This window comes from Aureisphaera sp., assembly GCF_059726885.1.
The window spans coordinates 2,276,154-2,302,810 of record NZ_AP041051.1 but is presented as its reverse complement, the minus strand read 5'-3'; the positions used below and the strand labels follow the sequence as shown (position 1 = coordinate 2,302,810).

The 26,657-nt window shown below is 41.0% G+C and carries 21 protein-coding genes and 2 tRNA genes; 10 read left to right on the top strand and 13 right to left on the bottom strand.

What is annotated here, in order from left to right; all coding sequences use genetic code 11:
- Nucleotides 1-18: 18 nt before the first annotated feature.
- Nucleotides 19-3,882 (bottom strand): type IX secretion system sortase PorU, encoded by a 3,864-nt coding sequence (gene porU, locus AC6JAD_RS09970; protein ID WP_461304981.1) that lies wholly within the window; start codon nt 3,880-3,882, stop codon nt 19-21.
- A gap of 212 nt (nt 3,883-4,094) precedes the next feature.
- On the opposite strand from porU, the gene gldJ reads away from it, so the two are divergent.
- From gldJ to AC6JAD_RS09950, 4 genes are all read left to right on the top strand, one after another.
- Complete coding sequence (gene gldJ / locus AC6JAD_RS09965; protein ID WP_461304982.1) at nt 4,095-5,780, top strand: gliding motility lipoprotein GldJ; 1,686 nt, start codon at nt 4,095-4,097, stop codon at nt 5,778-5,780.
- Nucleotides 5,781-5,866: 86 nt separating this feature from the next.
- Nucleotides 5,867-7,147, top strand: coding sequence for a UDP-N-acetylmuramoyl-tripeptide--D-alanyl-D-alanine ligase (locus AC6JAD_RS09960; RefSeq protein ID WP_461304983.1), 1,281 nt, complete (start codon nt 5,867-5,869; stop codon nt 7,145-7,147).
- 4 nt (nt 7,148-7,151) lie between these two features.
- A complete protein-coding gene (locus AC6JAD_RS09955) occupies nt 7,152-7,550 on the top strand; it encodes a DUF2452 domain-containing protein (protein WP_461304984.1) in 399 nt (132 codons plus the stop codon).
- A gap of 3 nt (nt 7,551-7,553) precedes the next feature.
- The gene (locus AC6JAD_RS09950) at nt 7,554-8,051 is read left to right on the top strand and encodes a hypothetical protein (protein WP_461304985.1); all 498 of its coding nucleotides are present in this window, start codon (nt 7,554-7,556) and stop codon (nt 8,049-8,051) included.
- A gap of 24 nt (nt 8,052-8,075) precedes the next feature.
- Here AC6JAD_RS09950 and AC6JAD_RS09945 read toward each other — a convergent pair whose 3' ends face one another.
- From AC6JAD_RS09945 to AC6JAD_RS09920, 6 genes are all read right to left on the bottom strand, one after another.
- The gene (locus AC6JAD_RS09945) at nt 8,076-9,260 is read right to left on the bottom strand and encodes a ligand-binding sensor domain-containing protein (protein WP_461304986.1); all 1,185 of its coding nucleotides are present in this window, start codon (nt 9,258-9,260) and stop codon (nt 8,076-8,078) included.
- Between the two features lie 117 nt (nt 9,261-9,377).
- A tRNA-Val gene (locus AC6JAD_RS09940) sits at nt 9,378-9,452 on the bottom strand.
- Nucleotides 9,453-9,489: 37 nt separating this feature from the next.
- Entirely contained in the window at nt 9,490-9,939 is a 450-nt protein-coding gene (locus AC6JAD_RS09935) for a Na(+)-translocating NADH-quinone reductase subunit F (RefSeq protein WP_461304987.1), read from the bottom strand.
- A 157-nt stretch (nt 9,940-10,096) separates the two neighbouring features.
- Nucleotides 10,097-10,171 (bottom strand) — tRNA-Val (locus tag AC6JAD_RS09930).
- Nucleotides 10,172-10,237: 66 nt separating this feature from the next.
- Nucleotides 10,238-11,455 carry a bifunctional folylpolyglutamate synthase/dihydrofolate synthase gene (locus AC6JAD_RS09925; protein ID WP_461305036.1) on the bottom strand — a complete coding sequence of 406 codons (1,218 nt, stop codon included), beginning with the start codon at nt 11,453-11,455 and terminating at the stop codon, nt 10,238-10,240.
- Between the two features lie 18 nt (nt 11,456-11,473).
- On the bottom strand, nt 11,474-13,945 hold the full coding sequence (locus AC6JAD_RS09920; protein WP_461304988.1) for a T9SS type A sorting domain-containing protein: 2,472 nt from the start codon (nt 13,943-13,945) through the stop codon (nt 11,474-11,476).
- 96 nt (nt 13,946-14,041) lie between these two features.
- Here AC6JAD_RS09920 and AC6JAD_RS09915 point away from each other — a divergent pair, with 96 nt between their 5' ends.
- On the top strand, nt 14,042-14,932 hold the full coding sequence (locus AC6JAD_RS09915) for a DMT family transporter (RefSeq protein WP_497865368.1): 891 nt from the start codon (nt 14,042-14,044) through the stop codon (nt 14,930-14,932).
- Here the strand turns inward: AC6JAD_RS09915 and AC6JAD_RS09910 are convergent.
- The 5 genes from AC6JAD_RS09910 to AC6JAD_RS09890 all read right to left on the bottom strand — a co-directional run bounded on the left by AC6JAD_RS09910 (nt 14,916) and on the right by AC6JAD_RS09890 (nt 19,622).
- Nucleotides 14,916-15,737 (bottom strand): energy transducer TonB, encoded by an 822-nt coding sequence (locus AC6JAD_RS09910; RefSeq protein ID WP_461304989.1) that lies wholly within the window; start codon nt 15,735-15,737, stop codon nt 14,916-14,918. The two genes, AC6JAD_RS09915 and AC6JAD_RS09910, sit on opposite strands and share 17 nt — an antisense overlap.
- Nucleotides 15,738-15,740: 3 nt before the next feature.
- The gene (locus tag AC6JAD_RS09905; RefSeq protein WP_461304990.1) at nt 15,741-16,133 is read right to left on the bottom strand and encodes an ExbD/TolR family protein; all 393 of its coding nucleotides are present in this window, start codon (nt 16,131-16,133) and stop codon (nt 15,741-15,743) included.
- Complete coding sequence (locus AC6JAD_RS09900) at nt 16,133-16,834, bottom strand: MotA/TolQ/ExbB proton channel family protein (RefSeq protein WP_461304991.1); 702 nt, start codon at nt 16,832-16,834, stop codon at nt 16,133-16,135. Before AC6JAD_RS09900 ends, AC6JAD_RS09905 begins: the two co-directional genes overlap by 1 nt.
- A gap of 52 nt (nt 16,835-16,886) precedes the next feature.
- Nucleotides 16,887-18,260 (bottom strand): sodium:proton antiporter NhaD, encoded by a 1,374-nt coding sequence (gene nhaD, locus AC6JAD_RS09895; protein WP_461304992.1) that lies wholly within the window; start codon nt 18,258-18,260, stop codon nt 16,887-16,889.
- Between the two features lie 135 nt (nt 18,261-18,395).
- Nucleotides 18,396-19,622 (bottom strand): Glu/Leu/Phe/Val dehydrogenase dimerization domain-containing protein, encoded by a 1,227-nt coding sequence (locus AC6JAD_RS09890; RefSeq protein ID WP_461304993.1) that lies wholly within the window; start codon nt 19,620-19,622, stop codon nt 18,396-18,398.
- An 82-nt stretch (nt 19,623-19,704) separates the two neighbouring features.
- On the opposite strand from AC6JAD_RS09890, the gene AC6JAD_RS09885 reads away from it, so the two are divergent.
- The 3 genes from AC6JAD_RS09885 to AC6JAD_RS09875 all read left to right on the top strand — a co-directional run bounded on the left by AC6JAD_RS09885 (nt 19,705) and on the right by AC6JAD_RS09875 (nt 22,566).
- Nucleotides 19,705-20,262, top strand: a complete 558-nt coding sequence (locus AC6JAD_RS09885; RefSeq protein WP_461304994.1) for a DUF1572 family protein — start codon at nt 19,705-19,707, stop codon at nt 20,260-20,262.
- Between the two features lie 181 nt (nt 20,263-20,443).
- On the top strand, nt 20,444-22,141 hold the full coding sequence (locus tag AC6JAD_RS09880) for a M1 family aminopeptidase (protein ID WP_461304995.1): 1,698 nt from the start codon (nt 20,444-20,446) through the stop codon (nt 22,139-22,141).
- 53 nt (nt 22,142-22,194) lie between these two features.
- Complete coding sequence (locus AC6JAD_RS09875) at nt 22,195-22,566, top strand: VOC family protein (protein ID WP_461304996.1); 372 nt, start codon at nt 22,195-22,197, stop codon at nt 22,564-22,566.
- A 118-nt stretch (nt 22,567-22,684) separates the two neighbouring features.
- On the opposite strand, the gene AC6JAD_RS09870 is transcribed toward AC6JAD_RS09875, so the two are convergent.
- The gene (locus tag AC6JAD_RS09870; RefSeq protein WP_461304997.1) at nt 22,685-23,749 is read right to left on the bottom strand and encodes an anhydro-N-acetylmuramic acid kinase; all 1,065 of its coding nucleotides are present in this window, start codon (nt 23,747-23,749) and stop codon (nt 22,685-22,687) included.
- Between the two features lie 125 nt (nt 23,750-23,874).
- Between AC6JAD_RS09870 and AC6JAD_RS09865 the strand changes: the two genes are divergently transcribed.
- Both AC6JAD_RS09865 and AC6JAD_RS09860 read left to right on the top strand, forming a co-directional pair.
- On the top strand, nt 23,875-25,017 hold the full coding sequence (locus AC6JAD_RS09865) for an acyl-CoA dehydrogenase (RefSeq protein ID WP_461304998.1): 1,143 nt from the start codon (nt 23,875-23,877) through the stop codon (nt 25,015-25,017).
- Between the two features lie 231 nt (nt 25,018-25,248).
- Nucleotides 25,249-26,598, top strand: a complete 1,350-nt coding sequence (locus AC6JAD_RS09860) for a coiled-coil domain-containing protein (RefSeq protein WP_461304999.1) — start codon at nt 25,249-25,251, stop codon at nt 26,596-26,598.
- The last annotated feature ends 59 nt before the right edge of the window (nt 26,599-26,657 follow it).

The following is a 26,657-nucleotide window of genomic DNA, read 5'->3' as shown; positions in this document are numbered from 1 at the left end:
CAAATATAATTGTAATTTTTAAAGGATGACCAGTTTTTCAAATTTTTCGACTTGCTGATCTATTAACGAAGATTTCACCGTAAGCTTGTATACATAGACACCTTTTCCGATTTTATCACCGAAGTCATCGAGTCCATCCCAGACAATTTCACGTGAAAGTCCTCCTTCGGACATGACGCTTTGATTAATAGTTCGAACCACCTTCCCTGTAACCGTGAATATTTGAACTTGGACATCCAACATTTCCGAGGGGCGATTGTGTTCGAACCAAAACTCGGTGTAGTCTACAAATGGATTAGGATAATTGAGTACACGGCGTATTTCGAGCTGGTTATCACCAAATACGATGAACTGTATTTCGGCGGTAGAGGAATTATTGTATACATCCCATGCCTTTAGGGTTAGTGTATGGAGTCCTTCTTCCAAATTTCTAAGCTTATAATTGGCTGTCCCCATAGTAAAGTCATCGACTTCGGCCTGATAGTATTCATTCAACACGAAGGGATTGGTTTCATCGCCATCCAATATGGCTACTATATCATGACCAATTCCACTAGCGGTATTGATACCGTTCTCATCGGATAGCTTGGCAATTAGGTTAGGGGAATCATTTGTTATTCCACCAGAAATAAAGGACTCATCGTTCATGAATAGTTGAATTTCCGGTCCTTCATTATCGGAGGGTGCATTTTCATTAAGCCCTCCTACCCTAATATCTAGGTTGAAACCTGTCTGATCCTCCAGCACATTATTGCGTCTTGAATACAAGCTTACTTTTCCTTGTCCGACTGGAATTTGAATATCCCTAGGAACCACGAATTCAAATTCGAACTCACCATTCACCACAGTAGCCTTACCATTGAATAATACTTCCCCCAAGGTTTTAAAATCAAGAATTTGAAGTTCGCCATTATTATTGGTCTGTCCATCATTCCCCAGTGTTTGGCGCTGCACATCCTTATCAAAAACCTTTGCCTCCAATACTCCATTGTAATTGGTAAGTACGTTTCCTGACGGATCCAAAACCTGCCCTCCCAATTTGACCCGGCTTAATGCTTCCAGCACTACCGACGACGAACCTACTGGCTCATCATTTAGGGTTGTTATTCGAATGCTTTGTTTAGGAAAAGCCAATTGCAATGCTGGATCTCCCAAATAGAAGACCACTCGCTTATCTGGATTATCTATTCTATTTTTGGTAAGTCGGAGCGCTTCGGCTGGCGGAACAGGGATATCCCGACCAAAACCAAATAAATCTTCGGCCAGCTCCCTATTTACGGTAACTCCAGTACTAATTAAAATGGATCGCGTGGTGGTAATTAAGGAAACTGCACCGCCAGCTGGGTTCCAAAAGGTAAGTTCCCCTGCCGTAATTCGTAAGGGGTTATCGAACTTACTAAACTCACAAGTAACGGTTACAATACAAGAGTATCGATTTTCATTCTTTAGGTTATTGGCCAATTCCTTGGTATAAATGAACTCACTGGCCAGACCATCCTCACCTCCGTGGCCGAAATAATTCACAATAAGTGCCCCTAGTTCTACATCATTAATAATTTTTTCATTTACTTGAGGATAGCGGTCCCCACCAGCAGAAGTTTCTTGTTGGAAAGCATCTGAGTGTATTTTCTTTACATTTATGTAGGGTTTCTCATCGGTGATTCTATCCCCAATTCCGTCCAAGGTCACTACCAAACTCTGAAACTCTCCAGATTTATCGACATCATCCGAAACAAGTACCAAATTATTTCTCCAGTTACCATAGGAAGGACTTAAGGAATAAGCAATGGCTTTATCTACCATTTCATTTGCCAGGGAAACTTCATCTGCTAATATCCTTCCCACAGCTATATCGAGAATATCACCTGTTCTCACTTCTCCGTCATCTTCATCCATCATGCAGAAAAAGTCATCGGACATAAAGGAACCCAAAGAATCATTACTTCGCACCGTATGGAATGTAGGGACGATATTATTGTTGTTCGAAAGCCTGTCCTTTAAATCGACTGAGGTATCTCCAAAAAGACACAGGTATTTTATCCTTCGCTCGGGGGAAGATGCATTTTCATAGATATACCGAACCATATTTCGAATGGCCCCAATATCCTGCTTTCCCGAACTAAATTCCGTATATATCTGCTCAGTGGTAACCACCTTTACATTTAGTCCAGTAACATTTTTATGGTGATTTGCCAATCTAAGCGCTGGTTGTAGTAAAAATGAAGGGGTGACTATCAAATAATCTATGTCCTGAAAATTTCCGGAAGCATCATTAAAAATGGTTCCTTTTAAATCTTGATTTGCGACCCGACTTTCCCTCGCACTAACCGGACTGAAGTAATCGTTCGGATTAATAGCGACATAATCCCTTACCTCTCCCAGATTTGCTTTAAAGGAAAAAGAACTTCCATTGTTTTCATTAGAAAGCGATCTAATGGATTGCGGATCGGTTACATCCCAGACTTGATTAAACTGACTTGCATTGGTTATTTGATATGCTCCGATACCTGATTGATCTGCAACATCATTATTCCTAAACAATAATTGTCCGTCTACACCTTCCAACCGCCGCAAGGCCTCTATATTGATAAAGTCTAAATACCCTACACTTGATGGGTTTCCTCCATTCACATATTCTAAATCTACCACCACATTATTTTGTCCAGAGGCGGGAAATTCCCCATTGAAAAAATCTTCGCTCAATAAAGTAGTACTACCATTCAGTCCAAAAAATGTCAGTGGATCTAAACTGGTTGAATTGATTGAAAGCAACAAGCTAGTGGCCACCTCGGCAGTGGAGGCCGCCCGAATATTCACGCTCATGGAAGATCCCGAAACTAGGTTTGGGAAATTGAATTCGTAACTCTGCTGACTTTCTATATCGAATCGGTTTCCAAACCACTTTCGCCCTACCAATGCTGGCGTAAACTCATCTACTTCATGGAACTGATAGTCATGAAAAGTAGTAATATCCACAGTGGCGGCACCTGTAGGCTCCACCATAGGTTGCACTCTTAATCCTTGCTGTCCGCCTACAGTTACGTAATAGTACGCTTCATCACTATACGGATTGAGGTTGGTACCGTTTTCTTCAAAACTTTTATCGGACCTTCCATCTACACTAATACCGTAAAAAAGGATGAAGTCGGCGTTATCGAAGCTACCATCTTCTTCTCCCACTACCTGTATGGCATTTTCGGGAAGATCCAATGATGGGTTATCCCTATTTAGTAAGGGTAATGGTTTTCCACCATGTCCGTATACTTTTAATGTTCTAGGATCAATACCATTGGTATTCATTCCTAAATCATTCAAAAATGATCGTGTAAGTCTATGAACCCCTGTTTTCTCGACCTTAAATTTGAACCACTGTCCAGAAGCCAACACCGAATTCTGAATAGCCAATCTATTGTTGGTATTTTTTCGTGGGGCATATGAATAATTAATGGAGAACGAACGAATTTTTCGAAGTTGTCCATTCACACGCACTATAGGTGAAATGGCAACAGAGGTATATATAATATCCCTCCCATAGGAGCTGTACATTTCTACGGCTGGTTCATTGGGCACCAACGCCCTATTTACTTTTTTTAAGTCATTGGGGGTTAGGTTACCATATACAATATTAGAAACCCTTGCACTTCCTGGGTTCGCCAACCCCTTATCTTCCCATCTATACCTAAATATTTGTTCCTCATTAGTAATCACAAGATTGAGAGGAGCCATGCGCATGTCGCGCTCGGCTTTTTTATCTGTGGGTTTTTTAACGGGGCTAGTAAGAGTGAGGTCTTCGTCCCAATAAATGGTAATATCTTGTTTTTGGGCATAAACGGATCCCACACCCAAACCTATAAGTAATAGAAGGAGTATTTTTCTCATCATAACAAATAACGCATTAAATATACACTTAGTATAGGTGTTTTTTAAACTTTACAGAACAATTTTTACGTGTAAATAATAATTTTAAAAGACACACGTTACAATCTTGGTCGAATAACGAACAACAGTCATTACAGCGCATAAATATTAAAATATTATTGCTCTTTTATCGTTAATTACTATATTGCGAACCCAATTTTTTCATATTTGAAACTATGAACTTAAGAAAGAACCTATTTACCAAGCTATTTTTGGCAGCTGCTGTTATGTCCCTAATGGTCAGTTGTAGTAAATCTAGAGATTACTCCAATAGCTCGCGAGCCACAGGCTGGCAAATGAACTCCAAAGAAGGTGGTTTCCAGTACAATCCTAAAGCCAAAGAGCAGGAAACTGGACCCGGACTTGTTTTTATTGAAGGTGGTACCTTTACTATGGGTAGGGTTCAAGATGACCCTATGCATGACTGGAATAACAGTCCTAACCAACAGCACGTACAATCATTCTACATGGATGAGACCGAGGTAACTAACCTCATGTATTTAGAGTACTTAGACTGGATTAAGCAAGTATTCCCTCCAAGTGATGAGCAATATCGTCGTATTTACGAAGGTGCGGTTCCAGATACTTTGGTTTGGAGAAACCGGTTGGGTTACAATGAAGTAATGACCAATAACTACTTGCGTCACCCAGCCTATGCACAATACCCTGTTGTAGGAGTAAGTTGGGTACAAGCGGTAGAGTTTAGTAACTGGCGTAGTGATCGTGTAAACGAATTTATTCTAGAAGAGGAAGGATTTACCTCTAGAGGGGCTCGTTATGATGTTAAACCAGGAGAAACTTTTAGCACTCAAACCTATTTAAATGCTCCTAATGTAGCTTACGGTGGAAATGATTCCATTACCCGTGGAGGAAAGCGCTCTGAATCCTTGATGAAGAGAAACGAAGATAGCACCAATCTTTACGTACAGCGTAAGGATGGATTGCTTTTACCTTCGTATAGACTCCCAACCGAAGCAGAATGGGAATATGCCGCCTTAGGTCTTGTAGGACTTAGAAACTACAATGTTTATAGAGGTAGAAAAAAATACCCATGGGACGGACAGTACACCCGTTCTGGCAAGAGAAGATCACGTGGTGATCAATTGGCTAACTTTAAGCAAGGAGATGGAGATTATGGTGGAATTGCTGGATGGAGTGACGATGGAGCGGATATCACAGCAGAAATCAAATCTTATGAGCCCAATGACTTCGGTTTATATGATATGGCAGGAAACGTTGCTGAATGGGTAGCTGATGTATACCGTCCGATTGTTGACGACGAATTTAATGACTTCAATTACTATAGAGGTAATATTTATACTAAGAACGCCATTGATGAAGATGGTAAAGTGAAAGTAGTTACAGCCGACTCTATCGTGTATGACACTTTGAGTAATGGTAAAATTGTAGCACGTAACCTACCAGGGGAGATTTATCAGATCCCTGTAGATGAAAACGAAACCTATTTAAGAACGAACTTCTCAACTGCGGATAACCGTGACTATCGTGACGGTGACAAACGATCCACTCGTTACTACCAATCATTTGGAAGTGAAGATGAGGATGAAGAAGAACTGGACGACAGCAAAAGAATGTATAATTCTCCACGTCACAGGGTAACAGCAGCAGAAGATGGCAGTGACCTTAACCGCCAATACGATAAGTCCTCAAAGCGAACTACATTGGTTGACAACCAGGTTCGTGTATACAAAGGAGGTTCTTGGAGAGATCGCGATTACTGGTTAGACCCAGCACAAAGACGTTATTTCCCACAAGATATGGCTACTGATTATATTGGTTTCCGATGTGCTATGTCGCGTGTAGGATCTAAAACGCAAAAAGCAAAACGACCTAGACACTAAATTATAGTTTCAAGATATAGAAAACCCTCTGATAGTTCAGGGGGTTTTTTTGTACCTTTATATTTTACAAAAAAACCCGAATCCTATTGAAAATAGAGCAACTGCATCAGTACTTTTTGCAAAGTAGTGGCGTCTGTACGGATACAAGAAAAATTACTCCACAATGCCTTTTCTTTGCCCTAAAAGGCGATAATTTTGATGGAAATACATTTGCACAAGAGGCCTTGGACAAAGGGGCCTTTAAGGTGATAATCGATGATCTTCGTTATCACAAAAATACAGGTGAAACCGTATTATCAGGCAATGTCCTTCAATCCCTGCAAAAACTGGCCACTTACCATAGGAATTACATTAAACCTCCCATCATATCCTTAACCGGAAGCAATGGTAAGACTACCACCAAAGAACTTATGAATGCTGTCCTGTCGAAGAAATTCAAAACGACAGCCACAGTAGGCAATCTAAATAACCATATTGGTGTACCGCTTACCCTATTATCCATGACCCAGGAAACTGAAATGGGTATCGTTGAAATGGGCGCCAATCACCTGAAGGAAATTGAAACCTTAAGCAAAATTGCCCAGCCAGATTATGGTTATATCACCAATTTTGGCAAGGCCCATTTAGAGGGTTTTGGAGGAATTGAAGGTGTCATAAGAGGTAAATCCGAACTTTACAAAAATATCAGCGATCGGGATAAAATGGTTTTTGTGAATGGAAATGACCCTAAGCAAATGGAACTAACCCAAAGCATGAACCGTTATGTCTTTGGCAAGGATAATACCGACTGCCCCGTACAGTTATTAAATAGCACAAACACCCTTATCATTGGTTATGACAATCTTGAAATTGAAAGCAATCTAATTGGAATCTATAATTTCCATAATGTGGCCGCTGCCATTGCCATAGGATCCTATTTCGAAGTTCCGTCAGAGGACATAAAAGAGGCAATCGAAGGTTATGTTCCCCAAATGAACAGATCGCAACTCCTAGAAAAGAATGGACATCATATTATTCTAGATGCCTACAATGCCAACCCAACCAGCATGATGGCAGCCCTGGAAAACTTTGAACAAAGCGAAGGAATTAATAAACTAATGATCTTAGGGGATATGTTCGAGTTGGGTGAAGTTGCCAAAAAGGAACATCAGCACATTGCGGATTATGTTGGGCAAAATACCTTTGGAAAAGCATATTTAATTGGCGAAAACTTCTTTGGCATTCAAACCAATTCCGAAAGCATAGTGAAGTTTAAATCCTTTGAAGACTTTAAGGCCTCGGGAGTACTCAAAAACGTTCCCCCAAGCACCTTGCTCATAAAAGGGTCAAGAGGCATGGCATTAGAACGCACCTTAGAATTATTGTAAGAAAATGAAAGAGAAAAAACCAGATCAGGTCGTATACAATGAAGAAGAGCAGCGTTATGACGCTTCCTTAAAGCCTTATGCTACTGGAGTTGGTGCCCCGAAAATCACTACTCCCGATACCATAGCCTGGAAAAACACCAATATAGACAAGGTCAATAAACAAGTGAAAGCGAAATATGACGAGCTAAAAAGTCAGTTCGATGCCCTTATGGATCAATTTGAATACAACAACCTAGTCTATCAGGCCAAGTTTAATTTTGAACCTATTGTAGGGCAGAACTATCACTTATATAAGGATACAAAAGAACAATCCTTCCTTTCTTTAATAAAACCTGAAGAATGTAATTTTGATCATCTTGGAAGCTTCCGCTTAAATGCCGACAAGATGTGGGAAAAAATATAACCTATGAAACCGTTCACACTACTATTCGCTATTTTAATTTCCATTTCACTGCAAGCCCAGGAAAAAGAATATATCAGTATCGACCCTCTTATGACAACCTTATATGAGGTGATATCCGGACCCGCCGATCAGGAACGGGATTGGGATACGTTTTACGATCTATTCCATGAGCAGGCTCTTATGGGTCCAACAAGGAAAAACAAGGACGGCGTGACTAAGTTTAATGCCTTAACGCCTTATCGCTATGTGGAACTTAGTGCCCCACAAATGCGGAAAAGTGGTTTCTTTGAAGAGGAGCTAGCGCGTAAAACAGAAATCTATGGTGGAATTGCCCAAATATTATCGGCCTATCAGTTCCGCTTCGAACCCGATGGCCCTGTCATTCAAAGAGGCGTAAATAGCATTCAATTGATTTTCCGAAATGGCAGATGGTTCATTACCCAAATCTTTTGGCAAGACGAAACAGAAGAATATCCTTTACCAGAATGGGCAGATCAATAAATCATAATATTTACAATGCAATGGTTATTGCTCCCATGGGCCATTTTTCGTTACACTTAAAAACACCTCACCATCTTTTAGTTTTCCTTCGGGATCATACCTAAAAAGCCCTTTCCATCCACCAAACCAAAACCTGCCTTCCCTATCCTTAAAAATGGAAAGAACGCCCTTTGTAATCAAACCATCATCCTCATTTAAGATTTCGAAAGACTGACCATCGTACTTGTAAACCCCCACTCCTTCGACCGAAAACCAGATATTACCATCTTTTTCATAGAAACCCGCAGCCTCTACCCCTTCGATCACACCCTCCTTAGTAAAGTTGGTAAAAGTAGTGCCGTCATAATGACTTATGCCTCCATACATGGTGCCAATCCAAATATTTCCCTTGCTATCTTCCATTATTTCACTCACATTATTATCTGCAAGGCCATTTTCGGTCGTGACAAAGCTAAAATGATCTTCTGAATTAGGGTTGAATTTTGTAATGCCATAACCATCAAAACCAAACCAAATAATACCAGCGCTATCTTCCATTATAGTTGATACCCGGTTTGGGGATAAAATAGGATTCGGGTCTTCAACCTTAGGTTTGGGCACCGGAAAATGGGTGAATTCCTTCCCATCAAATTGCACTACCCCTTCCACTGTACTGATCCAAAAAGTATCCCGTTCATCTATAACAATATCAAAAAGATCATTTTTTATCGGCCCCACCTCAACGCTGAGATTGGTAAAGGTTGCTCCGTCATATTTGGTGAGCCCTCCATAGGTACAAAACCAAACATTGCCCTCCTTATCTTCGGTAATACCATTTACCCTACCTGCTCCAAGTCCGTCCTCTTCGGTAAAATACTCCAACTCCTTTCCATTATAGCGCATGAGCCCAAAATGATTGGTGCCAAACCACAAATTCCCCCTTGAATCCTGAAAAATATTCCGTACCCAATGACAAAGTTGTCCGTCATATGAAAATTCGAGACCTGTATTGTTGGGTCTCGTATTAGCATCTACCGAGAAAGGGGAAGCCACAAAATCGCCAGAAGAAGTTTGCGACTGTGCAGTACTTTCTCCTTTCTGCTCCGATTTATCGTTTGGGTTTGTTCTTTTATCCTGCCCCTTACAAGAGACTATAAAAACCATAAAAAATAGGATACAATAGTACTTGGCCCAATTGTTTCGCCAATATGTATTGAAGTTTCTTTTCATATTTTAATATACTCTTTTTTTAAGGCATTTACACCAAGTGAAAACTTTCATTCGAATTTCTGAAGTTATTAAAAACTAAAATCCCGATGCAATGATACATCGGGATCCCGTTAATTGTGGGTCATACTGGATTCGAACCAGTGACTTCCACCCTGTCAAGGTGACACTCTGAACCAACTGAGTTAATGACCCAAATTCCTAGCATATGCCTATGTTCTAAACAAAACCACTATACCGATAAAACATTCTTTTCTGAAGGAGATCCCTTAAATATCTGGGAGTAGTCCATTACATTTTTAATTCCATCCAAACTACAAAGCAATTCAATAGCCTCACACAATCCATTGAAAAGAACATCCCTGTCCGTTGCATTGACCGGTCCTATTGAATTATGGCGTAAAGGAAGTGCATAACCACATCCTGATAAAAACGCAGCTTCAATTTGCAACAATTCCTGAGGTGTATATCCACCAAACCTACGACCCAATTTCTGATGCACCAACCCTACGTAATTTAATTGAAGTGAGCCGTGATCATCCGCCAGGTGTTTCCACGACTCAGAATTATTCAAAATATTACCTACCGCACATTGTTTACAACACTCGGGATGAAGGTTTCCTGAGTAATAGGCAGTGTACAATTTATGTATGGCTTCTTCGAATCGACGAGGTGTATTCATAGCAACAAGTCTTTCCATAAAAATACAAAAATTGAATGCCAAATTCTTTTCGGTAAATGTTAAATTGAAAAATATATCGGGATATCAATTGAACCAGGACTTTTCAGGTTTTCAAAATAAAAAACCCGATACAAAAATGTATCGGGTTTTCTTGAAGTGGGCGCTGAGGGATTCGAACCCCCGACCCCTTGGGTGTAAACCAAGTGCTCTGAACCAACTGAGCTAAGCGCCCTAACTGTGTTAGCGGGTGCAAATATAAGGGAGTTTTTATTTATCGCAAACAATTCACACAAAAAAATCACAAAACTTCCGCCACCACAAAAGTGCTTCCACCAACATAAATAACGTCTTCTTTTTGTGCTGCTTTCAATGCACTTCTATACGCTTCTTTTACAGTAGCATACACCTGCCCTTTTAGACCAAATGCATTAGCTTCACTTTGCAATATGTGGGCATCTAATGCCCTTGCTATTTTTGGACGACAGAAATAATATTGCGCAGATGTAGGGAAGAGCGGTAGAATGCTTTTTAGGTCCTTATCGCTCACTACTCCCAACACTATTCGAAGCTGTTCATGTGGCTCCCTTTCCAATTGAGCCAATGCAATAGTCAAGCCTTCTTTATTATGGGCTGTATCACAAACAACTTTAGGTTCATGATGCAAGACCTGCCAACGTCCCAAGAGACCTGTATTATTCACCACATTAAGCAAACCTTCTTTTACTTGGTGCTCGGGAATTTCCCACCCTTTCTCCCTAAGATGATCTATTGCTACCAAGGTGGTTCGTTGATTTCCGATTTGATAATCACCTAATAAATCACAAGGAAAAACCTCCTTCTTTGCCGCATCAACAAAATACAAAGGTGCGTGCATTTCCTTGGCAGTGACTTCAAAAACAGGGCGTGTTTCTTGATGATTTTCGCCAATCACCGTAGGAACACCTGTCTTTATGATGCCCGCTTTCTCCTTGGCTATCTTCGGTAATGTGTCCCCAAGGAATTGGGTATGATCCAATCCAATATTGGTGATAACCGCAACTTCCGGCGAAACAATATTGGTACTATCCAACCTACCTCCTAGCCCAACTTCAATTACTGCAATGTCTACTTCTTTGTTTTTGAAGTAATCGAATGCAAGTCCTACCGTCATCTCAAAAAAACTGAGCTGATTGGCTTCAAAAAAAGGTCTGTGCCTACTAACAAATGATGAAACATATCTTTTGGGTATCATTACCCCATTTATCTTGATACGTTCCCTGAAGTCCTTTAAGTGTGGTGATGTATATAAACCCACTCTATACCCCGCTGCCTGCAGAACAGATGCTAGCATATGACTCGTTGAACCCTTGCCGTTGGTTCCACCCACGTGAATACACTTCAACCCTTTTTCTGGATTGCCCAAATAATCGGCTAATTTCCATGTATTGGATAAATCTGCCTTATACGCCGCTTTTCCCACGCGTTGATACATGGGAAGCTGGGCGAATAACCAGTCTAAGGTTTCTGAATAGGTTATGGCCTTGAAGTTTGATGATTAGTTAACCAGCAACCGTTTTACCGCGGTTTTACCTTCTTGCTTTATTCTAATATAATACACCCCTGTAGATAAACTAGAAATATTCAATGTTCCCGTGCGAATCTCACGTAAAGGAATAACTTCTCTTCCCAAGGCATCATAAATCATTACTTCCAGTTCGTTAGTATTTCTCTTTGTTGCTATTGTAACGACTTCGGAGGCAGGGTTTGGATACACTGAAATAGAGGCTTCAAATTCATTGTTGCTATTACTCAGAACATCATCAGAAATGTCTATTTTGTAGGTAGATCTACCATAAGTGGCGGCATACAAATATTCATCAGCTTCATGAATATGCATGTCGGTAACAATGGCCGGAGGCATATTATCCCCAAAAGGAGCCCAATTATTGCCATTATCATCACTTGCAAAAACACCAACATCGGTTGCCAAAAAGAGGTTTCCGTACTGATCCTTTAAAATATCATTAATAGGAATATCTGGTAGGGTAGCACCTATATCGTCCCAGGTGTTACCAGCATCCGAAGTCCTATACACATGTCCAAAATCTTCTCCATATCTATAACCAGATAATGTAACATAGAATGAATTTGAATCATCCCTATCTGCCAGTACTTTGGTGACCCATCTGTCGGGAAAAGTAGCCGAGACATCATTCCAGTTCGTGCCACCGTCCTGGGTAATCCACACATTACCATCATCGGTTCCTGCGATAATAACATTGCTATCCAAAGGAGACACATCGATTGAAATAATAGTACCGTAGGTAAGGTTACCCCCTCCATCTCCGTTGGTTAGATCAGGACTAATGGCCGTCCACGTACTTCCTCCATTCGTGCTTTTGTTTACTCGTTCGGTGCCGAAATACACCACATCGGCGTTAGCGGGATCCAATAAGTGCGGAGTATTCCAGTTTTTTCTTCCAGAGGGAGTGTTCAATGCCACAAAACTTGCTCCATTGTTCGTAGATTTTATGAAATTCCCATTTTGCCACATGGAGTAAATAGTATTGGTATTGGTTGGGTCTACCTCGGTATGAAATCCATCTGCAAAGAACAGAATATTCCAATCATCAATTCCGCCTGTAGTAGTTCGCATAACACCGTTGTCTTGAGACCCTGCATATACTTTATTACCATCTTGGGCATCTACATGTATTCTATAAAGCTGTGTGATTGGTAAGGTTAAGTCCTTAACCCAACTAGCTCCGTCGTTACCACTTTTGTAAAAACCTCCATCATTACCCAGTAACACCTCTCCACCCATACTGGCGTTAAACGCCATAGCATGCTGATCTACATGTACATCTGGAAATGCGGTAAACCAGGTATTTCCTCCATCTGTTGATTTCTCTACAACGAAATCAACATTATAGATGGTGTTTTCATCTGTTGGATCTACAAATATTCCCCGAAACCACCAGTGAAATCCGACATTGGTAAGCTGACTCGAATTAACTTCGACCCAAGTATCACCACCATCCGCAGTTCGATAAACACCTTGAATTCCACCAGTAGCATCCGAATATCGCGCATAAAGCACATCAGGATTCGATTGGGAAATATCGATGCTTATCCTTCCTTTGTCGTTTGGATCGGTGGGCAAACCATTGGTCATTTCCGTCCATGTAGCTCCTCCATCTGTAGATCTATGCAAGCCGGAACCAGCTCCTCCGTAGTCCCTGAATTGTGGACGACGAACACGTTCCCAGGTCGATGCATAGACAATATTTCCATCGGTAGGATGAATAGCCATATCTATGGCTCCTGTCATATCATCAACAAACAGCACTTGATTCCAAGTAGATCCGCCATCGGTGGTTCTATATACTCCACGATTGGCATCATCCCGAAATAGGGGTCCCATAGCAGCAGCTAGAATAATGTCTTCATCGTTTGGGTTTATTACTACCTTTCCAATACTCCCTACATCCTCCAATCCCTTGCTTTCCCAAGTAAGACCACCATCGGTGCTTTTGAACATGCCGTTTCCATCATACGCCAAAGACCCACCACCTGCATTTACCTCTCCTGTACCTACCCAAATGACATCGGTGTCGCTTTTCGAAATTTCCATATCACCTATAGAAAGAGCACCTTCATTATCAAAAATTGGATTCCATGTAGCCCCGGCGTCAGTAGTTTTAAAAATACCCCCTGAAGCAGCGCCTACATAATATGTTTGAGCCTGGTCTATAGGAATTTCAATATCTGTAATACGCCCTCCAATGTTTATTGGGCCTGTAAATTCCCAAATACCCGCTTGAGATCTATTTTGGTTTTGTTTACGCCAGGCCAATGCTTCCGCAAATGCGGCAGTATTTATTTCCCCAGTCGGATATGCTCGTTGCATGAACATATAATCATGTGGGGCTTTTTTCGCTTCAACTTCAGCAACTTCTAAATCCGATTTTTGTGCGCAGCCCACTAAAATAAGGCCCGTCATCACGAGGAAAGTAAATCTTTTCATACCATCTAATTTTTTATAAAGATAGTAAAAATAGCTTCGGTAAATTTTGAGTTTACCCTTCAAATTAAACCATCTCCCTATCGAAATTACCTATCTTTGCACCTCAGTATTTACCAGCCCAAATTGTTAAGAGGAATCATTTACATCTTGATTGCTACCTTCTCCTTCGCATGGATGAACCTCTTGGCACGTTACCTCTCCGAGATGCATCCCTTGCAAGTAGTATTCTTTCGAGCACTTGGCACTTTTGCCTTCATTTTTCCCTATATGCTCTACAAACGCATTCCAGTTATTGGCAAGGAAGTATTTTGGCTTAGCGTTCGTGGCATTATTGGCTTTGTATCCTTGGCGGCCTTCTTTATCGTGATTCAAAGAATCCCTTTAGGGTCTGCTATTTCCATTCGATATATCGGTCCTGCTTTTAGTGTGGTTCTTGCAGTTCTATTCCTAAAGGAAAAGGTAAAACCATTACAATGGCTCTGTCTTATTGTTGCATTAGGAGGAGTCTTTATTTTGAAGGGAGCAGACTTTAGAATAGATGAATTGAGCTTTCTATTGGCCATTTTATCTGCGGTACTAGTGGGTGCTGTTTTCACTTTAGTGCGTTACTTGGGCCCAAAGGAGCATGCCCTTACCATTATTAATTACTTTATGGTTACTTCAATTCTTGGAAGCTTATTCTTTGTAGAAAGCTGGCGAGTGCCTTTTGGCATTGAATGGCTCTGGGTGGTGCTTATTGGAATTTTCGGTCTTGTAGGACAGGTCTTTATGACACGTGCATTTCAGCTAGCGGACACGAATACCATTGCTCCTTTTAAGTATATGGAATTGGTGTATGCACTCGGTTTGGGACTTATCTTTTTAGATGAAGAACACAGCTACATGGCGCTATTGGGAATGTTGCTTATAATTATTGGAATGGTTCTGAATGTCTATGCTAAAAGTCGTGGTCAGAAACCTGAAAAGAAATCTAGTTTGAAAGAGTGAAATTATAAATAATCTTTCCTATTTGCTTGGCAGGCGCATTCGAATCTGAATTGAACTTCGTAGCTAAGGCAGCTCTCTTGGCAGGTTCTAAAAGGCATTTCGAATTATTGGTCGTTCCCCTTACCCCCGGGGTAGCACTTATAACCTTACCGCTTCTATCTACTTCGATACTCACCACTACTTTTCCTGCTTCGTTACAGTCCTGTGTCTTTTTGGCTTTATTAAGCGCCTTTCTTCCTCCCAACAAGTAATTACCATCGCCATCAAGCCCCATACCTGTTCCGTAGTAACTTTTGGCATTTGGATCACCATTTGGATCGCCCTTGTCGCCATCCCTGTTATCATCTCCCTCCCCACCTTGAGACTTTCCATCCTTTTTGGGACCATTGATTAAACTGGACAAGGCATCTGTAGTGGATTTATCAGGCTTAGGTTCCACCTTTTTTGGCTCCACTTTCTTTGGCTCTTCTTTTGGGGTTTCCTTTACTTCTTCTTTTTTCTTTTTCTCCTTTTTTATAACTGGGGCGTCTTCGCTGTCTTGAGTTACAACCTCCTCTTTTATCTCGGTCTTGGTCTCTGGAACAGGTTCGGGAGTGGTTTGTTTTGGAGCCGTTTTTATGGGTTCGGTAGGCTGCACATTTCCTTTTCCATAGTTGGTAGTTCCAAAGTTAACCGCTATACCATTTTCTGGTGGTGGATCTAAATATGTAAACCCGAAAAAGATCAGCAATAAGAGGATGATCACGTGTAAAATTACCGTGATTGTCATGCTTTTCTTTTTATGTTTCGTATCTACTAATCCCATCTGTTAATTAGGCCGAACGGCCAGTACCACTTTAAAGTTGTTCTTATTGGCTATATCCATCACGAATACGGCATCCTCGATTGGCACACCCTCTTCCGCCCTTAAAATAATGGTCGGTTCGTCTTGACCAGCCAATAAACTTCTTAGTTCTTTTTCGACCCCGTATTCGCTTACTCGTTCTTTATTTACATAGTACGCACCGTCTTTGGTGATACTTACCGAAGCCTTTTGTTTATTGGTAGACTTTCCTTTGGCCTTTGGTAAAATTAGGTCGAGCGCGTCGGGTGTTATAGCGGGTGAAGTCAATAGAAAAAACACCAATAATAGAAACACTATATCGGTCATGGAACTCATACTGAATTCTGGACTCACTTTATTTCTTCCGCGTAAATTCATTAAGCAGGCTCGTTTAATAGATCCAAAAAGTCTACTGCCGTGGCCTCCATCTGGTGTACCACTTTATCCGTTTTTACCACCAAATGATTGTAACCCATATAGGCTATAATACCTACGATAAGTCCTGCCACTGTGGTAGTCATAGCCGTATAAATCCCTTCGGCCAAACTTCCCATTTCGGCCTGACCACTGCTGGTTGCCAATTGGTGAAATGCCAATACCATTCCTATTACAGTTCCTAAAAAACCTATCATAGGTGCTGCCCCAGCAATGGTAGCAAGTATACTTACATTTTTTTCCAGCTTATACACTTCCAAGCGCCCCGCATTTTCAATCGCAGTATTTATGTCTTCCAAAGGGCTACCAATACGGGATATTCCTTTTTCAGTTAATCGGGAAACGGGACTGTTTTGCTGCATGCATAGCACTTTAGCTCCCTGAATGTTTCCTGTTGCCACATTGTCCTTAATCTGGCTCATAAAATTCGTATCCATTTTGGATGCTGCCTTTACAGCGAAAAGGCGCTCAAAGTAAATATAGACAGCTACAAATAACAATACGAAGAGTACAATGATGATAACCTGTCCGGCTATTCCTCCATTCATAAGGAGTTCCATTAAGGATAAGGTTTTCTCTACGGATTCATCATCAAGATTTTCCAGAGCCTGTTCGGCTCCATCTTGCATAAAAGAGTTTAGCATAAATAAGGCAATTTAAAGAATAACGGGTTAAGCGTATAGAAATTGTAGGGTCTTAAAAAACTAAGTATTTAAAAAGCAGGAATACGGCAGCTCCCGCTAAGAAACCAACGAGTGCCAACCAAGCCACTTTTCTTAAATACCAGATGAAATCTATTTTTTCCATACCCATGGCAGCTACACCAGCAGCAGAACCAATAATTAGCATGCTCCCACCTGTTCCAGCCGAGTAGGCGATAAAATGCCACAAGGGAGAATCAATTTCGGAAGAGTACATACCTATGGAGGCAGCCACCAATGGCACATTATCTATAATGGCAGAGAATACTCCCAACAACATGACAACAATATCCTGGTTCGGAATTGCACTTTGCAATACTTCGGCCAAATAGCGAAGGGTTCCCACAGGATCTCCATTCTCGGCCACACCATACACCAAACTCTCCAGACCGGCTACCGCCATTAAAATTCCTAAGAAGAACAGGATACTCGATATTTCAATTCTAGAAAGTGCTTTATGGGCAGAATACAAGTGCCTGCGCTCTTTACTAAAATCCTCTTCGGGATGAATATATTCGGAAACAAGCCATACCACTCCCAGGGCTAACATCATTCCCACATAAGGAGGAAGGTGCGTCAAGGTTTTAAAAATGGGCACCGAAACAATCATTCCCAAACCTAGGAATAGCATAGTACGGCTACTTAATAACTTCTCGGCCACTACATCATGTGTGGTATCAACCTCAATATTTCCTTTGAATGGTTTCAAGAAACTGGCGATCCAGAACGGTAGTATAAAGCATGCAATAGAAGGCAAAACTACCCATTTAATAAGGCCGCCTGCAGATACCTTCTTGGCAATCCACAGCATCGTTGTCGTTACATCCCCAATAGGAGACCATGCTCCCCCAGCATTGGCTGCAATCACTACCATGGCCGCAAACCAAAGTCTTTCATTTTTATTCTGAATTAATTTTCGAAGCAAGGTTACCAATACAATAGTAGCCGTAAGGTTATCAATAATCGCGGATAATATGAATGCCAAGATCCCGATAATCCATAATAATTTCTTTTTGCTCTTTGTCCGAACGACACTCTTAAGAACTTCGAAGCCGCGGTGCAGATCGATAATTTCTACAATGGTCATCGCTCCTATAAGGAATATGAGTATCTCCGCCGTTTTACCTAAATGATGCAACAAGGTATTCTCAAAGCCATGTTCGGCTGCTTCACTTCCTGAGCCGAAACTAAATACATTTTCATAGGTATCTATTACATTGAACCACCCTTTATGGAATCCCACTGCCAATAGTGCCCAAATTAAGGCCGCCATAATTAAGGCGGGTACTGTTTTATCGAGACGTAATGGGTGTTCTAGGGTTATGGATAGGTAGCCAATGGCAAAAACGAGAATAATAATTGATTCCATACAAGGGATATTTGGTAAGTCGATTTACGAAATCTAAAAATAGGTAATTAGATTTAATAACCATAAAAAAATCCTGTCATTGAACAGGATTTTTTTGACCTAGGTCGAATTATGTAAAAAAACATTTTTACGCCCTTACAATAACTGATTTAGAGCTATCTCGAAGGCCGTTTTACTGATATTCTTTTTAGTACTGTTGTGATCAAATGTATTCTTGATCGCATTTTTAATGGTCATGGACGTATCATTAAAGATAGCATCGTCCGTCATTTGTACCCTTCTCTCCATAAAATATGCAAACACCCTTGCCATTCCACAATTGGAAATAAAATCTGGAATAAGGCTTACGCGCTCATCGGTATACTCCATAATAGGACCAAAGAAAATCTCTTTATCGGCAAAAGGAACATTGGCACCACAACTAATCACCTCAAGTCCAGAATCGATCATTTGGGATATCTGTTCTTTTGTAATTAATCTCGACGCAGCACATGGTGCAAATATCTCGGTTGGAATCGACCAAATTTTTTGGTTGATCTCTTCGAATGGAATCATGTTCTTTGCCACCAGGGTATTCCCATCTTTCGTAAGAAAAAGCTCTTTGATCTCTTCAAAAGTGAACCCTTCTTCATTCAAAACACCTCCAACACGATCAATGATTCCAACGATTTTTGCCCCCATTTGGGACAAATAATAGGCTGCCGCTGCTCCTACATTACCAAAACCTTGTACGACTGCCCTTTTACCTTCAACCTCGCCACCATATATTTCATAATAATGACGTACGGCTTCAGCAACACCGTATCCAGTAATCATATCGGCTACTGTATATTTCTGTGAAATATCCGGAGAGTAACTCGTGTTCTCCAGCACCTTGATTACTCCATGACGCAATTGTCCAATCCGGTTTATTTTATCTGCTTCAGTAGGTGTAAAATGTCCATTAAAAACCCCTTCCTGGGGATGCCACACACCACTTTCTTCGGTAATGGGAATTACCTCATGAATCTCATCTACATTTAAATCCCCTCCTGTTCCATAGTATGCCTTCAACAAAGGAGAAACTGCTTTATACCAACGCTCCAACACTCCCTTTTTTCGGGGGTCCCTTGGGTCGAAATTAATTCCCGACTTCGCACCGCCAATCGCAGGCCCGGAAACGGTAAACTTTACTTCCATGGTTTTTGCCAAGGATAATACTTCGTTCATATCCAATCCTGGACGCATTCGGGTTCCTCCCCCTGCGGCGCCTCCGCGTAACGAATTTATTACCGTCCAGCCTTCGGCGTCGGTTTCTGGATCCTTCCAGTGAAACACAATTTCGGGATCCTTCTCTTCGTATTTTTTCAGTAGTTCTTTCATAGGTTGTTGTAAAGTGTCGCAAAGATAGGAAAGTGCGTCCTTATTTTTTGGCAAAAAGTAATTACCTTACACAGGAGAACCTATGGACGAAAATTACCTATATAGCGCAAGGAAGCAATTCGAATATTATAAAAGTCTGGGCGAAAGAACTTTTGAACAACTAAACGAAGAAGAATTGCTTTGGCAATACAACCCAGAAAGCAATTCCATAGCCATTATGGCAAATCATCTTTGGGGAAATATGCTATCCAGATGGACGCAATTTCTAAGTAGCGATGGTGAGAAAACATGGCGAAACAGGGATTTGGAATTCGAATCCGTTATTCAGAACAGGGAAGAACTGATGATCAAATGGAATGAGGGATGGCAATGTCTTTTTAATGCCCTTGACACCATTTCACCTGCCGATTACGACAAAAAGGTTCTCATTCGAAATCAGGAGCATACCATTGCCGAGGCATTGAATCGGCAAATGATGCACTACGCCTATCACATTGGACAGATAGTGTACGTAGGAAGAATGATAAAGGCAGGGGAATGGAATAGCCTATCCATTCCTAAAGGTTCATCCCAAAATTTTAATAAGGAGAAATTTTCCAGGGGGAAACACAGGGGGCATTTTTCGGATGATATAAAGTAGCATTCACAACACCTTGTTCAAATTCTTGATATTACCGCAACTCCTAAACCATTAAACCATTCCTATCTTCATTTGCTTCAAAATAGGAACAGAAAGGGAAATTTACCCATAAATGCGCTGGTCAGGGTAAATTGCAACATTTATTTTTTCTGTCGTCTTTATACAAAACAGCAGGACCACCATGAACAGACTTCTATTACTACTATTTGTATGTGCTCTAGGATGCAAGGAACCCAATGGCATAGACTATAGCGTTTCCAAAGCAAAAACCAACAACAAACCCTCCTTACAGGTAAAAATGAGTTTCGATGCCGACCCGAGCGGTGAAACGGTACTTTTATTTCAAGATAAGGCTTGGGGAGAGGAAAACCTACATGACGTCCTAACTGATATCGACTCCGAAGAAGCTTCTGAAATCATAATGGAAAAGGACAGTAACAGGATTAGACTAAAGCATCCAAAAGGACTAAAAACACTTCAGGTATCTTATAAAATCCATCAGGACACAGAGGGTGCATTGACCACTCGAAGTACCTATAGGCCCGTTATTCAAGAAGAATACTTCCATGTTTTTTCACATTCCTTTTTTATGCTACCTAGGCATTATGTCCCCGATTCGCAAGCTCATTTTAATGTGTCGATCACATGGGAAGGTTTTGATGAGGATTTCTCTTTGGTGAATAGTTTCGATACCAATAACAGACAACAAACCCTACAGCATACCACTGAGCAATATTTCCACAATGCTATCTTCACCGGGGGCGATTACAGAACCCACACAATGGATATAAACGGAAATAGGGCTGTTTTGGGAATACGCGGGGATTGGGAAGTATTCCAGGATTCTACCCTTGTCGATGTACTGAAAGAAACTTTGGAAGCCCAAAGGGATTTTTGGAAAGATCATAGTCAGGAGTACTTTGCAGTTACCATGACACCTACTGTTCAGGAAAGGGGAAGTAGTTTTCAGGGTACGGGTCTAACAGATTCCTTTTCAACTTCGGCATCGAATAATGAGTATTTGGATCCACAGGGAATTGTTTATCTCTTCAACCATGAATTACAGCACAATTGGATAGGCCACCTCATTAAAAATGACAACGAGGAGGAGCAGTATTGGTTTAGCGAAGGATTTACCGATTATTACACCATTAAAAACGTGGCAAAACACAAAATCTACGATTTGGATGAAGGTTATTTCATTAGGGAATTCAATGAAATGATAAAAGCATTGTTTGCTTCTCCGGTAAAGGATGCTCCCAACTCAGAAATTAACTATGATAATTTTTGGTCTAATCCTGATTATTCAAAACTGCCGTACCGAAGAGGAGCTGTTTTCGCTTTTTACTTGGACCAAAAAATTAGAAAAGACACTAATGGTGCTCAAAGCTTAGACGACCTTATGATCACTTTGAAGCAAGATGCTGAAAAAAATGATCAACTCATTACCCATTCCTACTTTATTGAAACAGCGAATGCATTTCTTGAGGATGATCTCACTCCCTTCTTCAACACGCATATTGAGGAAGGACAACTGTTCGACCTTAAAGGAATTTTTGAAAGTTTCGGTTATGAGTACAGTCCTACAGCTGAAGTTTTTGACCTAGGGTTTACTTTTTCTGAAGACGATTTATACGTGAGTGCAATTGATGAAGCCTCGAAGGCCTATGCCGCAGGTTTGCGCCAAGGAGATCGAATTACTTTGAGAAGCTATTACTACAACAGACCCGATAAGGAAGCTGAATTTAAAGTCATGCGTGGAAATGAAGAGATTCCCATTCGATACTTTCCCGCCAAGAAAATTCCTTTGCCCTTGCTTTCAGATACTCCGGACAATCGCAATAGGTTGGGATTTAGTGAAAATTCTAATTCCGATTAGATAGTAACCTAGCTATAGGTATAATTTTATATATTGACGAAAAACCGATATATATGAAATTAGGCGCATTCTCTATTAGCTTAACCGTTAAGGACCTTCTAGCTTCCAAAACTTTTTACGAAAATCTAGGTTTTGTAGTCACTGGTGGCTCTATGGAACAGAATTATTTAATCCTGAAAAACGAAAGCACTTTGATTGGGCTTTTTCATGGTATGTTCGATAAAAACATCCTTACTTTCAACCCCGGTTGGGACATTGATGCAGGCAAATTGGAAGATTTTGATGATGTACGTGAAATCCAGAAAAGCCTTAGAAATAAGGGTGTGGAATTTGCATCTCAAGCAAATGAATCTACCACAGGCCCCGGTAGTTTTGTTATTGTAGACCCTGATGGCAATCCTATTCTGGTGGATCAGCACATGTAAGCTTACTTTATTTTCATTACCCCGAAAGAAAAATAGGATTTCCCAGTTGCCTTCACATAGTTCGAATAAAGGCTAAAGATATGCCTTTTGGTACAACAAGTACCGACAGATCTTGAAATCATGGCATAAACACAATCCCACCACAATGATCCCTTAGTGCTCCTGTTACACTAGCCAGACAATTCACCTCATTCCTTAGTCGCAATACCCCAAGTAGACCAAATACCAATGCTTCTTTATACTCGATTATGATATTATCTGGAACTACCAGATCCAAATCCTTTTGTGTTCCAAGGCGCTCCAGCAAGTAGGTATTGTAAGCACCTCCTCCTGTAACCAGCACTTTTCTTTTTTCTTCAAATGCCTGGGCTAATTGAAAAGCTATGTGCTCTGTTACGGTGTGAAGTTTATCCTCAATTGAAATTTCAGAAGAATTCAACAATGGAAAAACATGCTGTTGTACCCATTCCAATCCAAGGGACTTAGGCGGGTCTTCCTTGTAGAAAGCAAGACGATTCAATTCATGAAACAGTGCGTCGTTCAAACTTCCGGACGCCGCCAACTTCCCGCCTTCATCAAAATCATGTCCCAATTGCTCTGCCAAGGGGTTCAAAACAATATTTGCGGGACAGATATCGTAGGCGATACGCTGGTTATTCAATTCGGAAGAAACATTGGCAAAACCTCCCAAGTTAAGACAATAGTCATATGCTGGGAACAAAAGCCGATCACCTATAGGAACCAAAGGTGCGCCTTGCCCACCCAAGGCAACGTCCTGAACCCTAAAGTCGCATACCACTTTGGTGTCAAGTTGTTCTGTGATGCTTTTTAAATTCCCTACCTGTAAGGTGATTCCCCTATCGGGTCTATGTAATACGGTATGGCCATGACTACAGACCGCATCGATATTCTGAAGTTGGTTTTCCGAAATAAAATCACCAATCAATCTACCCAAAAACTGGGTGTATTCTTTATTAAGGGAATGCAACCTTCCTTTCGAAAAATGAATTGCTTCCTTCAACTTGTCTTTCCAGATTTCGGAATAGGCAATGGTAGTGGCTTTCCCTATTTCAAAACTCCAAACCCCAGTCCCTGAAATTTCAAAATTACATTCTGCCAGATCGATCCCGTCTAGGGAGGTTCCGCTCATGACCCCAATTACTTTATAATGTGATTTATTCATCTAAGTAAAAGTAACAAACTTTAACAATAGGGATTTCACATTAATTCGGCTTTAAATTGACAATTTATCAATAAAACGGTATCTTTGCGGCACTTTTTTGAACATCATTTAATATTCCGACCATTATGGATTTTAGTCTTTCTGAAGAACACTTAATGATACGCGATGCAGCTCGCGATTTTGCAAAAACCGAATTACTTCCGGGAGTTATTGAAAGAGACAATAAGCAAGAATTTCCCGCCGAACAGGTGAAGAAAATGGGAGAGCTTGGTTTCTTGGGAATGATGGTAGATCCCCAGTACGGTGGAGGTGGTATGGACACCATTTCATATGTGTTGGCAATGGAAGAATTGAGCAAAGTAGATGCATCTTCTTCAGTAATTGTCTCTGTAAACAACTCCTTAGTATGTTATGGGATACAAGCCTATGGAACCGAAGAGCAAAAACAAAAATATTTAACCAAATTAGCCAGTGGTCAATCCATTGGGGCATTCTGCTTAAGTGAACCAGAAGCCGGGAGTGATGCTACATCGCAACGCACAACGGCCATTGATATGGGTGATCACTACTTACTGAATGGCACCAAGAACTGGATAACCAATGGAGGTACTGCAGATTATTATCTTGTCATTGCCCAAACCGATAGGGAAAAAGGACACAAAGGAATTAATGCATTTATTGTTGAAAAAACCTGGGAAGGTTTTGAAGTAGGACCCAAGGAAGATAAGCTTGGTATCCGTGGTAGTGACACACATACCTTGAACTTCAACGATGTCAAGGTACCAAAGGAAAACCGAATTGGTGAAGATGGCTTCGGGTTTAAATTTGCAATGAAAACACTCTCTGGCGGGCGAATAGGTATCGCTGCCCAAGCACTGGGTATTGCTTCTGGTGCTTACGAATTGGCCAGGGACTATTCCAAAATCCGTAAGGCTTTCGGAACCGAAATATGCAATCACCAAGCCATCGCTTTCAAATTGGCAGACATGCATACTAAAATTGAAGCCGCTCGTCACTTAATTATGAAAGCAGCCTGGGATAAAGACCAAGGGAACAACTACGATATGAGCAGCGCCTTAGCCAAGTTGTATGCGAGCCAGGTTGCCATGGAAGTAACCGTAGAAGCAGTTCAAATACATGGTGGTAATGGTTTCGTTAAAGAGTACCATGTAGAAAGAATGATGCGTGACGCAAAAATCACACAGATTTACGAAGGTACTTCCGAGGTTCAAAAGATTGTGATCTCTAGGGGGTTACTACGTGATTAATACAATTCCGATACGATAATAGAGCCCGGCACATGCCGGGTTTTTTTGTGCTCGGTCGTAACAAAGTATTCCTCTCAGCGACTCATTAAAGGCATTGTGAGCACAATCCTTCAAGATTTCAAGAATTCGGGTTTCCCAACTCGTTTTTTTTACCGAAATTGATACTCCAAAATTTTTGCCTATGCTCGCATAGGCGGTAAAGCAGTTAATAACCATAAAATAGCCATACCTATGTCTGATGATTTTGATTTATTAGAAACCGATTCCTCCTCCCAAAAAGAAGAAAAAGTTGAAGTGAATTGGGGTAAAGCCGTGGACCAAATGAAGTCCAAGCTTGCCCAAGAGGATGATCCCGAAATGCGTCAAAAAATACTGAACGCTACGTTGGATGATGTAGTGCACATGGCCGAAAAAGACCGAACTTCATTATTGGACGCCATTAAGGATTTAACAGATTATCAGGATGAAGTAGGAATTATATTTGAAAAGTTCTCCACCCTTAATGCCGCCGAGCAAAAAGTAATCGATGATGCCCAAAAAGCCTTGGAGCGGGCTCGTTTAGAACTCGAAGACGCAGAAAATGTTAAGGACAATTGGTGGAACAACCTCTGGGGCCGCAAATCACGCATTAAAAAGCGGCAACAGGAATTGGCTGCTGCAGAAAAAGTACGGGAAGGCGCTGACCTAAAGGCCAAGCAAATGTTCCAAGAACGTATTGAAAATGCCGATATACAAACGCTCTTAAGTGAACTTTCCTATAAGAGTCAGGCTGCCGTATCCCGCCTTAAGAATCGGGAAGTGGAGATTAAGGAAGTGGAAGATAAATTGCAGGATGCGATTGTCGAAGCCAGTAAGAACCATACCAAAGCGCTTGAAAAGAAAAAGGAAACAGAGGAGAAATTAGAAGAACAGTATGCCCTTTTAAAACAAGCACGTGCTGCCCTTGAAGAAATTGCCGACAAACAATCTACGGAATATAGTGAGGCCATTGGTAAAATCACCGAATTGGAACAAAAGGTAGAAGAATTGGAAGGCCTTAAAAACGCATATACCACATTGGCAGCCTCTAAAGACAGTTTCGTTCATAAGCACAACCTTACCATAAAAGTATTGACTTCATTACGGAGTAATTTACAAACGCACCGTGCTAAACTAAAGAGTGATACCGATGAGCGTTTGAAATATTATGATGGTTATGTAGTAGCCTTGAAAGCTAGAACGGATCAGGAGTTTGCGGCTATCCTAGAACATTTAGGTGTTAAAACCGATGAGCATATTGGTCAGACCCTAGCTTCCATGCACTCTGCAAGTGCCAGAGCCCGTCAAGAAATGATGGACAATATTCCTGTGCATGAAAAAGTAATGCAAGGTGTGTATAGTAGTTATGCCGAAGCCCTTCAGGAAATTAGAGAGAAAGATCAGGCCATTCAGAAGGATTTTGCCGATCGCTATGGTATTGACATGAAGGAAATTTTCGAAGAGTACTATGCAAGTGATGGTGATGCACCTTCGGGAGATGAGCCCTCTAATGAAACACCAGACAATCCTGCTCCATCTGGAGATGATGATCTGTTAGGGTAATCAAGGTACAATTTCATAAATCAAAATATTAGGTCTCGCCTCCACTCCATCGTTTGTGC

Excerpts from the sequence above, each read along its gene's own strand:
- porU (WP_461304981.1), bottom strand. The coding sequence starts at position 3,882 with ATGATGAGAAAAATACTCCTTCTATTACTTATAGGTTTGGGTGTGGGA.
- gldJ (WP_461304982.1), top strand. The coding sequence starts at position 4,095 with ATGAACTTAAGAAAGAACCTATTTACCAAGCTATTTTTGGCAGCTGCT.
- AC6JAD_RS09955 (WP_461304984.1), top strand. The coding sequence starts at position 7,152 with ATGAAAGAGAAAAAACCAGATCAGGTCGTATACAATGAAGAAGAGCAG.
- AC6JAD_RS09950 (WP_461304985.1), top strand. The coding sequence starts at position 7,554 with ATGAAACCGTTCACACTACTATTCGCTATTTTAATTTCCATTTCACTG.
- AC6JAD_RS09945 (WP_461304986.1), bottom strand. The coding sequence starts at position 9,260 with ATGAAAAGAAACTTCAATACATATTGGCGAAACAATTGGGCCAAGTAC.
- AC6JAD_RS09935 (WP_461304987.1), bottom strand. The coding sequence starts at position 9,939 with ATGAATACACCTCGTCGATTCGAAGAAGCCATACATAAATTGTACACT.
- AC6JAD_RS09920 (WP_461304988.1), bottom strand. The coding sequence starts at position 13,945 with ATGAAAAGATTTACTTTCCTCGTGATGACGGGCCTTATTTTAGTGGGC.
- AC6JAD_RS09910 (WP_461304989.1), bottom strand. The coding sequence starts at position 15,737 with ATGGGATTAGTAGATACGAAACATAAAAAGAAAAGCATGACAATCACG.
- AC6JAD_RS09905 (WP_461304990.1), bottom strand. The coding sequence starts at position 16,133 with ATGAATTTACGCGGAAGAAATAAAGTGAGTCCAGAATTCAGTATGAGT.
- AC6JAD_RS09900 (WP_461304991.1), bottom strand. The coding sequence starts at position 16,834 with ATGCTAAACTCTTTTATGCAAGATGGAGCCGAACAGGCTCTGGAAAAT.
- nhaD (WP_461304992.1), bottom strand. The coding sequence starts at position 18,260 with ATGGAATCAATTATTATTCTCGTTTTTGCCATTGGCTACCTATCCATA.
- AC6JAD_RS09890 (WP_461304993.1), bottom strand. The coding sequence starts at position 19,622 with ATGAAAGAACTACTGAAAAAATACGAAGAGAAGGATCCCGAAATTGTG.
- AC6JAD_RS09885 (WP_461304994.1), top strand. The coding sequence starts at position 19,705 with ATGGACGAAAATTACCTATATAGCGCAAGGAAGCAATTCGAATATTAT.
- AC6JAD_RS09880 (WP_461304995.1), top strand. The coding sequence starts at position 20,444 with ATGAACAGACTTCTATTACTACTATTTGTATGTGCTCTAGGATGCAAG.
- AC6JAD_RS09875 (WP_461304996.1), top strand. The coding sequence starts at position 22,195 with ATGAAATTAGGCGCATTCTCTATTAGCTTAACCGTTAAGGACCTTCTA.
- AC6JAD_RS09870 (WP_461304997.1), bottom strand. The coding sequence starts at position 23,749 with ATGAATAAATCACATTATAAAGTAATTGGGGTCATGAGCGGAACCTCC.
- AC6JAD_RS09865 (WP_461304998.1), top strand. The coding sequence starts at position 23,875 with ATGGATTTTAGTCTTTCTGAAGAACACTTAATGATACGCGATGCAGCT.
- AC6JAD_RS09860 (WP_461304999.1), top strand. The coding sequence starts at position 25,249 with ATGTCTGATGATTTTGATTTATTAGAAACCGATTCCTCCTCCCAAAAA.